The 16,783-nt window shown below is 59.5% G+C and carries 14 protein-coding genes and 1 riboswitch; of the genes, 8 read left to right on the forward strand and 6 right to left on the reverse strand.

Going from position 1 to position 16,783, the window contains the following annotated elements; genetic code table 11:
- Positions 1-93 precede the first annotated feature (93 nt).
- Entirely contained in the window at positions 94-1,359 is a 1,266-nt protein-coding gene (locus tag AC3IUF_RS27785) for a cation:proton antiporter (RefSeq protein ID WP_489279820.1), read from the forward strand.
- Here the strand turns inward: AC3IUF_RS27785 and AC3IUF_RS27790 are convergent, their stop codons facing one another.
- Positions 1,360-2,247 (reverse strand): formate/nitrite transporter family protein, encoded by an 888-nt coding sequence (locus tag AC3IUF_RS27790; RefSeq protein ID WP_007913725.1) that lies wholly within the window; start codon positions 2,245-2,247, stop codon positions 1,360-1,362.
- A gap of 186 nt (positions 2,248-2,433) precedes the next feature.
- Positions 2,434-2,841, reverse strand: a complete 408-nt coding sequence (locus AC3IUF_RS27795) for an acyl-CoA thioesterase (RefSeq protein WP_007913723.1) — start codon at positions 2,839-2,841, stop codon at positions 2,434-2,436.
- A 198-nt stretch (positions 2,842-3,039) separates the two neighbouring features.
- Positions 3,040-3,139: riboswitch (S-adenosyl-L-homocysteine riboswitch) on the forward strand.
- 23 nt (positions 3,140-3,162) lie between these two features.
- Here AC3IUF_RS27795 and ahcY point away from each other — a divergent pair.
- From ahcY to rhlE2, 4 genes are all read left to right on the forward strand, one after another.
- Entirely contained in the window at positions 3,163-4,572 is a 1,410-nt protein-coding gene (ahcY, locus tag AC3IUF_RS27800; RefSeq protein WP_007913721.1) for an adenosylhomocysteinase, read from the forward strand.
- Positions 4,573-4,745: 173 nt separating this feature from the next.
- Positions 4,746-5,591, forward strand: a complete 846-nt coding sequence (gene metF, locus AC3IUF_RS27805; protein ID WP_064388104.1) for a methylenetetrahydrofolate reductase [NAD(P)H] — start codon at positions 4,746-4,748, stop codon at positions 5,589-5,591.
- A gap of 192 nt (positions 5,592-5,783) precedes the next feature.
- Complete coding sequence (locus AC3IUF_RS27810; RefSeq protein WP_007913718.1) at positions 5,784-6,596, forward strand: substrate-binding periplasmic protein; 813 nt, start codon at positions 5,784-5,786, stop codon at positions 6,594-6,596.
- A 222-nt stretch (positions 6,597-6,818) separates the two neighbouring features.
- Entirely contained in the window at positions 6,819-8,702 is a 1,884-nt protein-coding gene (rhlE2, locus tag AC3IUF_RS27815) for an RNA helicase RhlE2 (RefSeq protein ID WP_007913716.1), read from the forward strand.
- A 247-nt stretch (positions 8,703-8,949) separates the two neighbouring features.
- Here the strand turns inward: rhlE2 and AC3IUF_RS27820 are convergent, their stop codons facing one another.
- From AC3IUF_RS27820 to AC3IUF_RS27830, 3 genes are all read right to left on the reverse strand, one after another.
- Complete coding sequence (locus AC3IUF_RS27820; RefSeq protein WP_007913714.1) at positions 8,950-9,525, reverse strand: YceI family protein; 576 nt, start codon at positions 9,523-9,525, stop codon at positions 8,950-8,952.
- 31 nt (positions 9,526-9,556) lie between these two features.
- A complete protein-coding gene (locus AC3IUF_RS27825) occupies positions 9,557-10,108 on the reverse strand; it encodes a cytochrome b (protein WP_007913713.1) in 552 nt (183 codons plus the stop codon).
- 347 nt (positions 10,109-10,455) lie between these two features.
- Positions 10,456-12,225, reverse strand: coding sequence for a flavin monoamine oxidase family protein (locus AC3IUF_RS27830; RefSeq protein ID WP_007913712.1), 1,770 nt, complete (start codon positions 12,223-12,225; stop codon positions 10,456-10,458).
- Between the two features lie 223 nt (positions 12,226-12,448).
- On the opposite strand from AC3IUF_RS27830, the gene AC3IUF_RS27835 reads away from it, so the two are divergent.
- Both AC3IUF_RS27835 and AC3IUF_RS27840 read left to right on the forward strand, forming a co-directional pair.
- Entirely contained in the window at positions 12,449-13,855 is a 1,407-nt protein-coding gene (locus tag AC3IUF_RS27835; protein ID WP_095112782.1) for an adenosylmethionine--8-amino-7-oxononanoate transaminase, read from the forward strand.
- Positions 13,856-13,991: 136 nt separating this feature from the next.
- A complete protein-coding gene (locus tag AC3IUF_RS27840) occupies positions 13,992-14,711 on the forward strand; it encodes a 16S rRNA (uracil(1498)-N(3))-methyltransferase (RefSeq protein WP_007913710.1) in 720 nt (239 codons plus the stop codon).
- 111 nt (positions 14,712-14,822) lie between these two features.
- Here the strand turns inward: AC3IUF_RS27840 and trhA are convergent, their stop codons facing one another.
- Positions 14,823-15,440, reverse strand: a complete 618-nt coding sequence (gene trhA / locus AC3IUF_RS27845) for a PAQR family membrane homeostasis protein TrhA (RefSeq protein ID WP_489279825.1) — start codon at positions 15,438-15,440, stop codon at positions 14,823-14,825.
- Between the two features lie 187 nt (positions 15,441-15,627).
- Between trhA and AC3IUF_RS27850 the strand changes: the two genes are divergently transcribed.
- On the forward strand, positions 15,628-16,548 hold the full coding sequence (locus tag AC3IUF_RS27850; RefSeq protein ID WP_489279826.1) for a LysR family transcriptional regulator: 921 nt from the start codon (positions 15,628-15,630) through the stop codon (positions 16,546-16,548).
- Positions 16,549-16,783 lie beyond the last annotated feature (235 nt).

The raw sequence follows: 16,783 nt of genomic DNA on the forward strand, positions 1-16,783 counted from the left end.
CATCAACTGTGTCCCGATCCTGACTCAGCCCATCCAACCCCTGCACCAAAGATTCGGTGCGCTATCTTTCACCCCTCATCCAAAGGACCCCGGATGCTTGAACTTGTCGCCGCTTTCATCTGCCTTACCACCTTCCTCACCTTCGTCAACTTCCGCTTCATCGGCCTGCCGCCGACCATCGGCGTGATGGTCACCGCACTGCTGTTCTCGCTGATCCTGCAAGGCCTGAGCGTACTCGGCTACCCCGGTCTCGAAGAGCGCGTGCAGCAACTGATCGGCCAGATCGACTTCGGCGATCTGCTGATGAACTGGATGCTCTCGTTCCTGCTGTTCGCCGGCGCCTTGCACGTTAACCTCAACGATCTGCGCAGCTACCGCTGGCCCATCGGTCTGCTGGCGACTTTCGGTGTGTTGATTGCCACCACGGTGATCGGCAGCCTCGCCTATTACATTTTTGCCCTGTTCGGCTGGCACGTGAGCTTCTTGTACTGCTTGCTGTTCGGCGCGCTGATTTCGCCGACCGACCCGATTGCCGTGCTCGGCGTGCTGCGTACCGCCAACGCCTCGAAGCCGCTGAAAACCACCATTGTCGGCGAATCACTGTTCAACGACGGCACCGCTGTTGTGGTGTTCACGGTATTGCTGGGCATCGCCCAACTCGGCGAAACCCCGACCGTCAGCGCCACCGCGATGTTGTTCGTTCATGAAGCCATCGGCGGTGTGCTGTTCGGCGGTCTGATCGGTTATCTGGTTTATCGAATGATCAAAAGCGTCGAGCAGCATCAGATCACAGTGATGCTGACCTTGGCGCTGGTCATCGGCGGTTCGGCGATGGCCACCGAGATTCATGTTTCGGCACCGATCGCGATGGTGGTCGCCGGTCTGATCATCGGTAACGTCGGGCGTAATCTGGCGATGAATGACATGACCCGCCGCTATCTCGACGGTTTCTGGGAGTTGCTGGATGACATGCTCAATGCGCTGCTGTTCGCGCTGATCGGCATGGAGTTGTTGCTGCTGCCATTCAACTGGCTGCACATGGCTGCGGCTGGTTTGCTCGCGGTGGCGATACTACTGTCGCGCCTGCTCACCGTGGCCCCGGCGATTCTGCTGCTGCGCCGCTGGCGGACAGTGCCAGCCGGCACCATCCGCATTCTGACCTGGGGCGGCTTGCGCGGCGGTGTTTCGGTGGCACTGGCGCTGGCCCTGCCGCTGGGCCCGGAGCGTGATCTGCTGCTGAGCATCACTTACATCGTGGTGCTGTCGTCGATCCTATTGCAGGGGCTGACCATCGGCAAACTGGTCAAGCACGCGACTCGCAATGAGCCCGCGACCGTGACTGAACCAGCGCACCACTGATCATTTTTTGATCTCTCGCGGATCAGGTTTCTCGGCCTGATCCGCAGACTCTTTCGGCGCTCCGCTCTCGCTGCGGATCTGCGCATGGCTGATCAGCGCGAAGATAAAGCTGCCGCCAATGATATTCCCCGCCAGCGTCGGCCCAGCGAAGACCATCCAGAAATCACTCCACGGCAGCTCGCCGGCGAACACCAGATATGACACCTCCGCCGAACCCACCACGATGTGAGTGAAGTCGCCGAGCGCCATCAGGTAGGTGATGAGGATAATGATCCACATCTTCGCGCTCTCCATGGACGGAATCATCCAGACCATAGTGGCGATCATCCAGCCGGAAACGATGCCCTTGGCGAACATCTGGCTGGCGTGGTTTTCCATGACCTTGCGGCCGATTTCGAGAAAGGCGTGGTCAGTCTTGGTGTCGAAGATCGGCAGTTCGAGCATCACGTACGCGACCAGAATCGTGCCGCACAGGTTGCCGACCAGCACCACCGTCCACAGGCGGATCAGCCGGCCGAAGTTTTGCAGGGTCGGCTTGGTCATGACCGGCAGCACGGCAGTCAGGGTGTTTTCGGTGAACAATTGCTGGCGGGCGAGGATCACCGCGAGAAAACCTGCGCAGTAACCGAAGCTGGCGATCACCTTGAATTCGTCACCGTCGGGCAGGCGCGAGTTGAGCAGGCCCATGCCCATCAATGACAAGCCCATGGTCAGCCCGGCCGCCAGCGCCGACCACCACAGCGCGGCGATGCTGCGCTCCAGTTCCTGATCGCCTTGGCTGCGGATGATTTCGTGCAGAACGGCCGCGCGGGGCGGCTGGTTTTTCTCGACTTCGTGTTGCTCTTTGGCCGAGAGATCGGGGGTCTTGCCGTCGGTGGGAGTGGTCATGGCGTGGGAACCGTGGGGGTGGTGTTTACCTACGACCCTTGAGGCTTGGAATACGTTCTGTGAGCGCCACGCTAATAGTGTAGGAGCTGCCGAAGGCTCGGGCCGCGATCGGACGATCTTTTGATCTTGCCTCTATAAAACAAGATCAAAAGATCGCAGCCTGCGGCAGCTCCTACAGGGCTCGCATTACTCGCTGACTAACTCATCTTCCTGAAACTGGTCTTTGACGTACTTGATTTCAGTGCGCCCGTGCGGTGCCGGCAAGCCGTCTTCGCCCAGATTGACGAAAACCATCTTCTCAACGGTGAGAATGCTCTTGCGGGTGATCTTGTTGCGCACTTCGCACGTCAGGGTGATCGAGGTGCGGCCGAATTCGGTGGCGGTAATGCCCAGTTCGATGATGTCGCCCTGGCGCGAGGCGCTGACGAAGTTGATCTCGGAAATGTACTTGGTCACCACGCGCTGATTGCCCAACTGTACGATCGCGTAAATCGCCGCTTCCTCGTCGATCCAGCGCAGCAGGCTGCCGCCGAACAGGGTGCCGTTGGGGTTGAGGTCTTCGGGTTTTACCCATTTGCGGGTGTGGAAATTCATCTTCACTCCTGAGTGTCTTGCCGAACGATGGACGGTATCTTGGCAGACTGAGCGGTCAGGCTCCATGCGGCTTCGACTATGGTCGTCATTAACGATCTTCATCTGGCCGACAGAAACCCTTTGGAAGATCAGTCTAGACGGCTATAATCGCCCCCGTTTCAAAACGGTCATCTTCAATTGATACCGTTTTCCCGCCACCTGTCCGAGGGGCGCTGCAGCAGGTTCAACCTGTCAGGCTCGGATGGGGCGTTGACCGGCCTTAGGCTGGACACTAAACGCACAACGGCGCCCATTCGCATACATTACGAATGGAGGCTCTTCATGAGCGCTGTTATCACGCCTGCAGATTTTAACGATTACAAAGTTGCCGACATGTCCCTGGCTGCCTGGGGCCGTCGCGAAACCATCATCGCCGAATCGGAAATGCCGGCTCTGATGGGTCTGCGTCGCAAGTATTCCGGCGAACAGCCGTTGAAAGGCGCCAAGATCCTCGGCTGCATCCACATGACCATTCAGACTGCCGTGCTGATCGAAACCCTGGTTGCCCTGGGTGCCGAAGTACGTTGGTCGTCGTGCAACATTTTCTCGACTCAGGATCAGGCTGCTGCCGCTATCGCTGCTGCCGGTATCCCGGTTTTCGCCTGGAAAGGCGAAACTGAAGAAGAGTACGAGTGGTGCCTGGAGCAGACCATCCTGAAGGATGGCCAGCCATGGGACGCCAACATGATCCTCGACGACGGCGGCGACCTGACTCAGTTGCTGCACGACAAGTACCCACAAGTACTGGATCGCGTTCACGGCGTGACCGAAGAAACCACCACCGGCGTACACCGTCTGCTGGACATGCTGGCCAAGGGCGAGCTGAAAATCCCGGCCATCAACGTCAACGACTCGGTGACCAAGTCCAAGAACGACAACAAGTACGGCTGCCGTCACAGCCTGAACGACGCGATCAAGCGCGGTACTGACCACCTGCTGTCCGGCAAGCAAGCGCTGGTCATCGGTTACGGTGACGTGGGCAAGGGCTCCGCTCAGTCCCTGCGTCAGGAAGGCATGATCGTTAAAGTCTCCGAAGTTGACCCGATCTGCGCCATGCAAGCGTGCATGGACGGTTTCGAACTGGTTTCGCCGTTCATCGACGGTATCAACAACGGCACCGAAGCAAGCATCGACAAAGCGCTGCTGGGCAAGATCGACCTGATCGTGACCACCACCGGTAACGTCAACGTTTGCGACGCGAACATGCTCAAAGCTCTGAAGAAGCGCGCTGTTGTCTGCAACATCGGTCACTTCGACAACGAGATCGACACCGCTTTCATGCGCAAGAACTGGGCATGGGAAGAAGTGAAGCCACAGGTGCACAAGATTCACCGTACCGGCCCGGGCGCTTTCGACGCACAGAACGACGACTACCTGATCCTGCTGGCCGAAGGCCGTCTGGTAAACCTGGGCAACGCCACGGGTCACCCAAGCCGCATCATGGACGGTTCGTTCGCCAACCAGGTTCTGGCGCAGATCTTCCTGTTCGGCCAGAAGTACGCCGACCTGTCGCCAGCCCAGAAAGCCGAGCGTCTGACCGTTGAAGTACTGCCGAAGAAACTCGACGAAGAAGTGGCCCTGGAAATGGTTCGCGGCTTCGGTGGCGTGGTCACTCAACTGACCAAGCAACAGGCTGACTACATCGGCGTCACCGTCGAAGGCCCGTTCAAGCCACACGCTTACCGCTACTGATTGGCTGAGCGTCGACGCGGTGTGCCTGGCGCACCGCGTTGCCTGACTGGCGCTGCTGACCGCTCTGTGTAGGAGCTGCCGCAGGCTGCGATCTTATGATCTGCAAAGATCGCAGCCTGCGGCAGCTCCTACAGGGTGCAGCGTCCGGCTTACGTGTTTCCAAGGGTATGACCATGTCCCAAGACCGTCGCTACAGCTTCGAGTTCTTCCCGACCAAGACCGATGCTGGGCATGAAAAACTGCTCGCCACTGCCCGTCAGTTGGCCACTTACAACCCTGATTTCTTTTCCTGCACCTATGGCGCTGGTGGTTCGACCCGTGATCGCACCCTCAACACCGTTCTGCAACTGGAAAGCGAAGTCAAAGTACCGGCCGCACCGCACCTGTCGTGCGTCGGCGACAGCAAGGACGACCTGCGCGGCCTGCTGAACGAGTACAAGGCTGCCGGCATCAAGCGCATCGTCGCCCTGCGTGGTGATCTGCCGTCTGGTATGGGCATGACCAGCGGCGAGCTGCGTCACGCCAATGAACTGGTTGAATTCATTCGTGAAGAAACCGGTGATCATTTCCACATCGAAGTCGCTGCGTACCCGGAGATGCATCCGCAAGCACGCAACTACGAAGACGATCTGGCCAACTTCGTGCGCAAGGCCCGTGCCGGCGCCGACAGCGCAATCACCCAGTACTTCTTCAACGCCGACAGCTACTTCTATTTCGTCGACCGTTTGCAGGCGCAGGGTGTCGATCTGCCAATCGTTCCGGGGATCATGCCGATCACCAACTACAGCAAACTCGCGCGCTTCTCCGATGCCTGCGGTGCGGAAATCCCGCGCTGGATCCGCAAGCAACTGGAAGCCTACGGCGATGACACACAAAGCATTCAGCGCTTTGGTGAGCAAGTCGTCAGCGAGATGTGCGAACGCCTGTTGCAGGGCGGCGCGCCGGGGCTGCACTTCTATTCCATGAACCAGGCTGAGCCGAGTCTGGCGATCTGGAATAACCTGAAGTTGCCGCGTTGAAACAGCGGCAAGCTTCAAGCTGAAAGCAACAAGCAAGATCAAAAGATCGCAGCCTTCGGCAGCTCCTACACAGGATTTAATTACACCTGTAGGAGCTGCCGAAGGCTGCGATCTTTTGCTTTTAAATCCCCGAATTAGAGCTTGTGCAGGCACTTTCTGGCTCTTTCGCGTTTCTCGTCGTAATCTCAAGCCATGCCTTTGATCACGCAGTTATTCGCCGTGCTGGTTTTTGCTTGCCTGAGCTTCGCCGCTCGAGGCGAGAAGTTGCGTATTGTCACCGAGCCGTGGGCGCCTTACGTCTATGAAGAGAACGGTAAGAACCTCGGACTGGATTACGAAACCACGGCCATCGTCTTCAAACGGCTGGGCATAGAAGTCGAATGGCAATTCCTGCCGTGGAAGCGTTGCCTGTCGATGCTTGAAACCGGCCTTGCCGATGGCGCGCTGGATATCTTCCATAGCGATGAGCGCGACGCCACCCTGCTCTACCCGAGCGAGCCACTGTCGGACGTCGAATTCGTGATGTTTTACGCCAACGACCGGCCGCACCCGTTCAGCAAACTCGAAGAACTCAAAGGCCTGACCATCGGCACCTCGCCGGGTTATCTCTATAGCCCAGACTTCAGCGAATCAACATTGTTTACCCGTGAACCGGCCCCGACCCACGAAGCCAACTTCGGCAAACTGGTGCGCGGTCGCATTGACTTGCTGATCACTGACCGTCGCGTCGGTCAGCATTTGCTCGATGAGCTGAATATTCGCGATCAAATCACCGAAAACCCGACGGTTATTAGCCGTCAGAGCCAGTTTCTCGCGGTTCGACGCAATGCCGGCATGGATTTGCTGGTGCAGCGGTTTGGCGCCGAGCTCAAGCGATTCAAGCGCGAACCGGCCTACGCCGAGCTGAGCGCACGCTACGGCGCCGCCCCCGCCAGCAGCCCATCAATGAATTCAGCCACGGCCAGCGGCAAAACCGTTGAGCAGCAGGAAAGCAGCGCGCAGTGATTGCTCTGTTATACTCCGGCGTTCCCGCCAGGCTCACGCCCGGACGCCCGGAACCGTAACAGGCCTCTCGACCCGCTACAGCGCAGCTTTGCAGCCCGCGCGAGCGCTCCAGACGTGCCTTCGGAACCGCAGCAGGACCGGACGGGATTGCGTCCTCTTAAACGTGATTCGCGCCAGGCAAGACTCCCATTGGGCCAAGCCCTAACTAAAACAGGATTACTCATGTCCTTTGCTTCCCTCGGTCTCTCCGAGGCTTTAGTCCGCGCCATCGAAGATGCGGGCTATACCGAGCCTACTCCGGTGCAACAGCGGGCCATTCCCGCCGTGTTGCAAGGTCGCGACCTGATGGTTGCGGCACAGACAGGTACCGGTAAAACCGGCGGTTTCGCCCTTCCGATCCTGGAGCGGTTGTTCCCCAATGGTCACCCGGACAAATCCCAGCGTCATGGCCCGCGCCAACCGCGCGTACTGGTCCTGACCCCGACCCGCGAACTCGCGGCCCAGGTTCACGAGAGCTTCAAGATCTACGCCCGTGACCTGAAATTCGTCAGCGCCTGCATCTTCGGCGGCGTTGGCATGAACCCACAGGTTCAGGCCATGTCCCGTGGTGTTGACGTGCTCGTTGCGTGCCCGGGTCGTTTGCTCGATCTCTGCGGCCAGGGCAGCGTTGACCTGTCCCACGTGGAAATCCTCGTCCTCGACGAAGCCGACCGCATGCTCGACATGGGTTTCGTGCACGACGTGAAAAAAGTTCTCGCGCGTCTGCCGTCCAAGCGTCAGAACCTGCTGTTCTCGGCAACCTTCTCCAAAGACATCACCGACCTCGCCGGCAAGCTGCTGCACAACCCGGAACGCATCGAAGTGACGCCGCCGAACACCACGGTCGAGCGCATCGAACAACGCGTGTTCCGTCTGCCGGCCAGCCACAAGCGTGCGCTGCTGGCGCACCTGATCACCGCCGGCGCATGGGAACAGGTATTGGTGTTCACCCGTACCAAGCACGGCGCCAACCGTCTGGCCGAGTACCTGGACAAGCACGGCCTGCCGGCTGTGGCGATCCACGGTAACAAGAGCCAGAACGCACGGACCAAAGCGCTGGCCGACTTCAAGGCCAACCAGGTGCGTATCCTGGTGGCTACCGACATCGCCGCGCGCGGTCTGGACATCGATCAGTTGCCACACGTGGTCAACTTCGAACTGCCGAACGTCGATGAAGATTACGTTCACCGTATCGGCCGTACGGGCCGTGCCGGTCGTTCGGGCGAGGCGATTTCGCTGGTCGCGCCGGACGAAGAAAAACTGCTGAAAAGCATCGAACGCATGACCAAACAGAAAATCGCCGACGGCGACTTGATGGGCTTCGATTCGAGCACCATTGAAGCCGAGAAGCCGGAAGTGCGTGAACGTCCGGACGTGCGTAACCCGCGCAATCCACGTGGCCCACGCGGCGACGGGCCGAATGGCGGCGGCGGTGGTGGCGGTCGTAAGGACAAAGGCAAAGACAAGGGCAAGGAAAAACCGGCCGGTGAACGTGGCGAGCGCCCTGCCCGTCAGCAGAAACCGCGCGAAGGTACTCCGAGCCGCGAACAGCGTCCGAGCCAACCGCCACGTGCGGCAGCTGATCGCGCACCGGACGAATTCCTCGACGACGATATCGATAACTTCGGTAACCGCGTTGACTACGTGCCGAAACCGGCTCCTGCTGGCGGCCGTGGTCGTCGTCCAGGCGCACCGGCTCAAGGTGCTGGCGCAGGTTCGGGCGCACCTCGCGGCGGTCAGTCGCAGGGTCGCCAGAACGGCCCGCGCAACAGCAACGGTTCGAGCACCGGCACCCCACCGGCCAAACGCAGCGGCCCGCGCAACGGTGCACCGCGTGACGGTCAGTCGGGTCGTCGCGACGATTCCGCTTCGTCCTCGCGCAACCGCCGTCCAGCCCGTGACGATCAGCCGCGCAGCGAGCCAGCCGTGCAGAACCCGCGCAGCACCGGCCCGAAGATCATGCACAAGGAATCGAAAGCCGATCGCTTCCCGACGCCTGAGCAGCTTGATCAACTGCCAAGCCGCCCGCGTGGCGAAAAACCAGCCTTGCTGACCCGCAATCGCTGATTTGACGCTGCAATGAAAAATGCCCCGCCTCGAAAGAGCCGGGGCATTTTTTATGGACGACCCAAACCCGCTTTCTGTAGGAGCTGCCGAGGCTGCGATCTTTTGATCTTAGAAAAGCCAACATCAAAAGATCGTCCGATCGCGGCCCGAGCCTTCGGCAGCTCCTACAGGGGATCAGGGTTTTGGCAGGCAATAAAAAACGCCCCCGGCCTTTCAACCGGGGGCGTTTTTGTGTGGCGGACGAAAGTTATTTAACTTTCACGCCTTCCAGCGAGATGTCCAGATCTGCAGTTTGCGAGGTAGGACCTGGGCCCTTGATCCCGAAATCGTTCAGGTTGAGGGTGGTCTTGGCATTGAAGCCAGCACGCTCGCCGCCCCATGGATCCTTGCCTTCGCCGTTGAACGTGGCCTTGAAGGTCACAGGCTTGGTCACGCCGTGCAGGGTCAGGTCGCCAGTCACGTCAGCAGTCTTTTCACCGGTCGACTTAACAGCGGTGGAGACGAACTTGGCGTCAGCAAACTTGCCCACGTCGAGGAAGTCTTTGCTGGCGATGTGCTTGTCACGTTCAGCGTGGTTCGACCACAGGCTGGCGGTTTTCACATCGACGGAGATTTTGCTGGCTTCAGGCTTGGCCGAATCCCACGAGAACGTACCGTCGAAATCTTTGAAAGTACCGTGGATGAAGCTGTAACCCAGGTGGCTGATTTTCCAGTCAACGAAGGCGTGCTGACCTTCCTTGTCGATTTTGTAGTCCGCTGCCATGGCCTGGGCCGAGAGCAGTGCAGAACCGATTGCCAGAGCGGCCAGAGTCTTTTTCAACATGCTTTCTTTTCCTTTGAGTCGAGGTTGAATTTCAGGCTTTGCGACCGAGCATTCGCGTCAGGGTCGCATCACGATCGATAAAGTGGTGCTTCAATGCTGCCAACGCATGGAGACCGGAAAAAATTACCAGTGCCCACGCCAGCCAGAGATGAATCACCCCAGCGGTATCTGCCTGATCCGGTAGCCCGGAAACCAGTGCAGGAACTTCAAACAGGCCAAACACCGGGATCCCGACACCGTCTGCGGTGGAAATCAGGTAACCGGCAAGCATCACAGCGAACAGCGCCAGATACAGAAACCCGTGGCCGAACTTGGCGCCGATCCGGGTCATGCGGCTGTAGCTCTGCAGCGTCGGCGGCGGTGGGCTGATAAAACGCCACAGCACCCGCAACACCATCACGGCCAGCAACACCAGGCCGATACTCTTGTGCAGATCCGGCGCCTCTTTGCGCCAGCTGCTGTAGTAATCCAGCCCGACCATCCACAGGCCCAGCGCAAACAGCCCGAAGACCACCAGCGCCACGCCCCAGTGCATGAAGATGCTGACCCAACCATAGCGCGAAGAAGAGTTACGTAGCTGCATTGCCCAAATCCTGTGAGAACTGCGAACCAAGACTAGCGAGTTATCTATCGAATTAAAGCGGAAAATTTTGCTTTGAAATATCGAGAAATACGATCAAGAGTCTGGAAGTGGCTTGTTAAGGAAAGATTAACGGGGAAAGTGTGGCGGGATGTTAGGTGGCAGATCCTGATGATGCGCTGTCTGGACAGGCTTCATCGCGGGCAAGCCCGCTCCCACAGTGGTCGGTGGCGTTCACAAATTCTGCGTTCACCTCAGAAACCTGTGGGAGCTGGCTTGCCAGCGATGGGGCCCTCACAGGCAAAAAAAAAGCGCGGCATAAACGCCGCGCTTTTCATTCACCGCAAGGCTTACTGCGCCTTGGTCTCGGTCGTTGCCGCAGGCTTGGCTGCTGGCTTCTTCGCCGGTTCAGCCTTTTTCGCCGCTGGTTTGGCCGCAGGCTTTTTCGCCTCGGTTTTCGCAGCCGGCTTCTTCGCCGCTGGCTTGGCTGCCGCTTTCTTCGCAGGCTCAGCCTTTACCGGAGCTGCAGGCTTCGGTGCTTCCACCGGAGCTGGCGCAGGGGCCGGGGTCGGCGCAGGCGCAGGTGCTACCGGAGTTGGAGCCGGCTCTGGCGCTTTCACAGGCTCTGGCTTCTTCTCGTCATCCGAACCGCCGAACAGGTTGCTGAAGAAGTTGCCCTTCTTCGCCGCCACGGCACCCGCCGCGCCTGCCGCTGCTGCAGCCGGCAGCACTTTGGCTGGCTCGAACGATTTGCCCGCCGCCAGATCTTCAACCTGACTGGCCGCTCGCTGGCCAGTGCGCAGTGCGCCTTCCAGAGTTCCCGGGTACAAGGTGTCGGTGTGTTCGCCGGCGAAGGTCACGCGTTGCAGCGGACGTTCCCACAGGCGCCAGAACTTGCTGATCTGCCCCGGGCCGTAAGCCAGGTACGCACCGCCCATCGACGGGTCGGTGCTGTAGCGACGGATTTCATAACCGGTGAACGAGCCACGGGCCTGTGGATAAAACGCGTGCAGACGGATCAGCACCTGATCGACCATCTGCTTGTCGCCGAACGCCTGCATCACGCGGGCATTGTCGCCGGACAGGTTGATCACCACGTTGGCGCCGCCCTTCAGGGCAGGTTCGATCCAGAGCATGCCGAGACCGGTGTTACTGTAGATCTCGCCGGACATGCGCGCCTTGCTTTCCCAAACTGGCGTCTTGAACTTCAGCATGATCTGGTCGCGCCAGCCGTAGTTGGTGCCCTTGATCGCGGCCATGTGCTGGGCATCCAGCGCCGGCGTCAAAGCAATCTTGTTCAGCGCACGCAATGGCACGGCCAGTACAACGTAATCAGCCTGATAACCAACACTGCCGACCTTGACGGTCACGCCATCCTTGTCCTGATTGATCGCCGACACCGGCGAGTTGGTCTTGATGGTTTTGATCTGTTTGACGAACGCCTGCGCCAGCACCTGGCTGCCGCCGACCAGACGCGAAGCGCGCAGGTCACGGTCGGAGATGCCGCGATACACGCGGTTCTGCTGCGCGAAGTACAGCAGCGACAGACGCGAAGGTTCGTCGTAGTGGGTGCGGATGTCCTGGTTGATCAGCTGACGCGCAGTGGCCGGCAGGTTCTGCTTGTCGAGCCAGCTCGATACGGTGATCTGGTCCAGTGCGTGCAACGTACTGGTCGCCGCCGGGTTCTGCGGGTCGTCGATCGAGCGCGCCAGATCGTCGAGGGTTTTCTGATAGCGCTTCAGGGCATCGGCAGTAGCCGGTTGCTTGGTCGCCAGATCGGCGGCAGAGAAATACTCGCCGTCGATCAGGTAGCCCGGGGTCCGCACGAACTCAGGTGCCGGCGTGGTGCCGAGCTTGAACGTCGACACGTACTTGTTCAGCACCGGCTGGGTCTTGTCGTTGCCGATCCACTCGCTGGTGGCCATGCCCGAGCGTCCGCCCAGGCTCGGCTTGGCTTCCAGCAGGGTGACCTGCCAGCCTTTGTTTTGCAGTTCGTAAGCGGCAGTCAGACCCGAGAGGCCGCCGCCGATCACGATTGCAGTTTTATCCTTGGCCAGCGCTGTAACGCTGAACAGCCCCAACATCACCAGCGCACAGGCGCGCAGCCAACCGACAGACATTCAGCGAACTCCGGAAATACACGTAGGAAAAAGCAGTTTTGCGGGTCAGACGACCCAAAGAACCGCGAAGAATACGTTAGCCATCAAAACGCCGCCAGCGACGTCTATCGGCTCATACAAAGTAGCTCAATCGACACAATGGGTTGTCCCCGCGCGATGCATTGCATAGGCTTGCGCGATTGTTTGCCCGCGCCTGACGCGAGCCGCCTCGAGGAGACTGTAAATGGGCCTGAATAACCAGTGGATGCAACGCGACCTCGCGGTGTTGTGGCATCCCTGCACCCAGATGAAAGACCACGAACAGCTGCCGCTGATCCCGATCAAGCGCGGCGAAGGCGTCTGGCTCGAAGACTTCGAAGGCAAGCGCTACCTCGACGCCGTCAGCTCGTGGTGGGTCAACGTGTTCGGCCACGCCAACCCGCGCATCAACCAGCGCATCAAGGATCAGGTCGATCAACTGGAGCACGTGATTCTGGCTGGCTTCAGCCATCAACCGGTGATCGAGCTGTCCGAACGTCTGGTGAAGATGACGCCGGAAGGGCTGAACCGGGTGTTCTACGCCGATAACGGTTCGTCCTGCATCGAAGTCGCGCTGAAAATGAGCTTTCACTACTGGCTCAATCGCGGTCAACCGAACAAGAAGCGCTTCGTCACCCTGACCAACAGCTACCACGGCGAAACCATGGCGGCGATGGCGGTCGGTGACGTGCCGCTGTTCACCGAGACCTACAAAGCGCTGCTGATGGACACCATCAAGGTGCCGAGCCCGGATTGCTACGGGCGCCCCGAGGGGATGAGTTGGGAAGAACATTCGCGCAACATGTTCGCGGCCATGGAACAGACCTTGGCCGAGAACCATGACAGCGTCGCGGCAGTGATCGTCGAGCCGCTGATTCAGGGCGCTGGCGGCATGCGCATGTATCACCCGGTGTACCTCAAGCTGCTGCGCGAATCCTGCGATCGCTACGGCGTGCATTTGATCCTCGACGAAATCGCCGTTGGTTTCGGTCGCACCGGAACCATGTTTGCCTGTGAACAGGCCGGCATCCGCCCGGACTTCCTCTGCCTGTCGAAAGCGCTGACCGGCGGCTATTTGCCACTGGCGGCGTGCCTGACCACTGATGAGGTCTACAGCGCGTTCTACGACGACTATCCAACCCTGCGCGCCTTCCTCCATTCGCACAGCTACACCGGCAACCCGCTGGCATGCGCGGCGGCACTGGCAACGCTGGATATCTTCGAGCAGGACAACGTCATCGAGAACAACAAGGCGCTGGCCCAGCGCATGGCCTCGGCGACGGCGCATCTGGTCGATCATCCGAATGTGTCGGAAGTGCGCCAGACCGGTATGGTCCTGGCCATCGAGATGGTCAAGGATAAAGCCACCAAAGAGGCCTACCCTTGGCAGGAACGTCGCGGTCTGAAAGTGTTCCAGCATGCGCTGGAGCGTGGCGCGTTGCTGCGTCCGCTGGGTAGCGTGGTGTATTTCCTGCCGCCGTACGTGATCACCCCGGAGCAGATCGACTTCCTCGCAGAAGTGGCTAGCGAAGGCATCGACATTGCCACGCGTGACAGCGTCAGCGTGGCCGTGCCGAAAGACTTCCACCCCGGCTTCCGCGATCCGGGTTGATCCGGTTTACTCGCTCGTTCCCACGCTCCGCGTGGGAATGCAGCCCGGGACGCTCCGCGTCCCAAAGCGGACGCAGAGCGTCCATTGAGGCATTCCCACGCAGAGCGTGGGAACGATCTAATCTGAGAGACCCGAAATGAGACTGTCCCGCTTCTTTATCGACGCCCCCCTGAGCACCGGCGAACACGAATTGCCGGAGGCCCAGGCGCACTACATCAGCCGCGTGCTGCGCATGGCCGAGGGCGATGCGGTGCAGCTGTTCGACGGTTCCGGCCATGAATTTCGCGGCGCCCTGCTGGAAGTCGGCAAGAAACGTGTAACCGTGCAGATCGACGAACAATTCGCCGGCCAGGTCGAATCGCCGCTGCACATCCACCTCGGCCAGGGACTGTCCCGTGGCGAGCGCATGGATTGGGCAATTCAGAAAGCCACCGAACTGGGCGTGAATGAAATTACGCCGATCTTCAGTGATCGCTGTGAAGTCCGCCTCAAGGACGAACGCGCCGACAAACGCCTGCTGCACTGGCGTCAGGTGGCGATCAGCGCCTGTGAACAATGCGGGCGCTCGCGGGTGCCGGTGATTCATCCGCCGGTGTTGTTGGCAGACTGGATCAAGCAGACCGAAGCCGAGTTGAAACTGGTGTTGCATCCGGTGGCGGAGCCGTTGGTGAGTCATGCCAAACCGGCGACGCTGGCGTTCTTGATCGGGCCTGAAGGTGGGCTGACTGACGCCGAAGTCGAGCAAGCCAAAGGCAACGGCTTCCACGCCGCCCGCCTCGGCCCACGGGTGTTGCGCACAGAGACGGCGCCAGTGGTTGCGCTGGCGGTGGCCCAACAGCTTTGGGGTGATTTCTAAGGCCCCATCGCTGGCAAGCCAGCTCCCACAGGATCTTTGTTGGCCACAACATCCGTGAACAACGCTAAACCCTGTGGGAGCTGGCTTGCCAGCGATTAGCCGCGCCTCGGTCTATAGGACGTAAAACAAGATCGCCACAAAGTGCAGCAAGCTCCCCGCGATCACAAACAAATGCCAGATCCCATGCGCATGCCGCAGCCGGTGATCCAGGGCAAAAAAGATAATTCCCACCGTGTACAAAACCCCGCCGGACGCCAGCCAGGCAAAACCTGTCGTACCCAGCGCCGCAATCAGCTGCTTGACCGCCACCAACACAATCCAGCCCATCACCGCGTAAATCACGATCGATAGAATCCGCGCCTCCGAACGCGGTTTGATCTCTTGCAGAATGCCGATCAGCGCCAGCCCCCAGACAATCCCGAACAGCGTCCAGCCCCACGGCCCGCGCAGGGTCACCAGGCAGAAAGGCGTGTAGCTACCGGCAATCAACAGATAGATCGAAAAGTGATCGACCTTCTTCATGATCGCTTTCTTGCGCCCGCGCACGCTGTGGTACACGGTCGAGGCGCTGTAAAGCACCAGCAAGGTAAACGCGTAAATCGCCACACTGACAATCTTCCACGGGCTGCCATCCAGGCAGGCGATCACCAACATCCACACGCCGCCGACAAAAGCCGCCACCGCCCCGACCAGATGGGTCCAGGCGTTCAATCGTTCTCCGTGATACATGTATTGCTCACCTCACATTCGTTACCGCAGCGCGCAAGGCTCGGGCCTTGAGCGTAAAAGCGCAATCAAAAGATCGCAGCCTTCGGCAGCTCCTACCTTCGAACGCATTCCAATGCAGGAGCTGCCGAAGGCTGCGATCTTTTGATCTTCAAGGCACAATCGACGCATTCCAAAAAGAGTCCGCGCCATGCTGATCGACGAAGAATTGACCCTGAAAAAACTCGAGGTGTTCCTCGCCTTCATGCGCACCGGCAACCTCGCCCGCGCTGCCGCCGAGTTGCAGACCAGCAACGTCAGCGTGCACCGCGCTATTCATTCGCTGGAAAGCGCCCTGCGCTGTCCACTGTTCAAACACGAAGGCCGCAACCTGACACCGCTGGAAAGTGCTTACGTCCTCGAAGAACGCGCACAGAAGCTGATCAACGACGTCGTCCAAAGCGTGCGCCTGACCCGCGAAGCTGCCGGGTTCTCCGCCGAACGCTTCAAACTCGGTTCGCTGTATTCACTGACAGTGAAAACCGTACCGCAATTGATCATGGGCCTGAAGATCCGTCGCAGCGAGCTCAACATCGACCTGATCCTCGGTTCGAACATCGACCTGCTCTACAAGCTGAAAAACATGGAAGTTGACGCGATTCTGGTGTCGCTGGACGACAGCATCAACGACCCGGACTGTGAGCAGATCCCCCTGTTTTCCGATGACATTTTCCTCGCCACGCCGGCAGATTCAAAGTTCGCCCAGCGCAGTGAAGTGGATCTGGCTGAAGTGCGCGATGAAACCTTCATCACCCTGACTCAGGGTTTTGCGACCCATCAGGATGGTGTGCGGGTGTTCAAGCAGGCGGGGTTCGAGCCGAAGGTGGCGATGCAGGTGAATGACATTTTCACGCTGTTGAGCATGGTCAGCTCGGGGGTGGGTTATGCGTTGCTGCCGGGGCGGATTGCGGCGGTGTATGAAAACCGGGTGAAGCTGATTCCGTTGCAGGAGAAGTACCGGTTGCAGCAGCACATTGGTGTGGTGTTTTTGAAGGCCAAGGAGAGGGATCCGAATTTGCTGGCGTTGTTGGCGGAGTGTCGGATGTATGCCAATCGCCAGGCTGGGGTTTAGATCAAGATCAAGATCAAGAGCTACCCCCTCACCCCAGCCCTCTCCCCCAAGGGGTAGAGGGGGAAAGGGAGCAGATCTCCATGGGTTTCAAGACCTGAGTTCGACTCAGGACTTTCAGGTCGGCGTACCTCCAACATCCACCGCGGTCAGTCCCCTCTCCGCCAAAGGGTAGAGGGGGAAAGGGAGCAGATATCCAGGGTTTCAAGGCCTGAGTTCGACTCAGAAATTTCAGGTC

The organism is Pseudomonas sp. KH_040 (assembly GCF_057839305.1).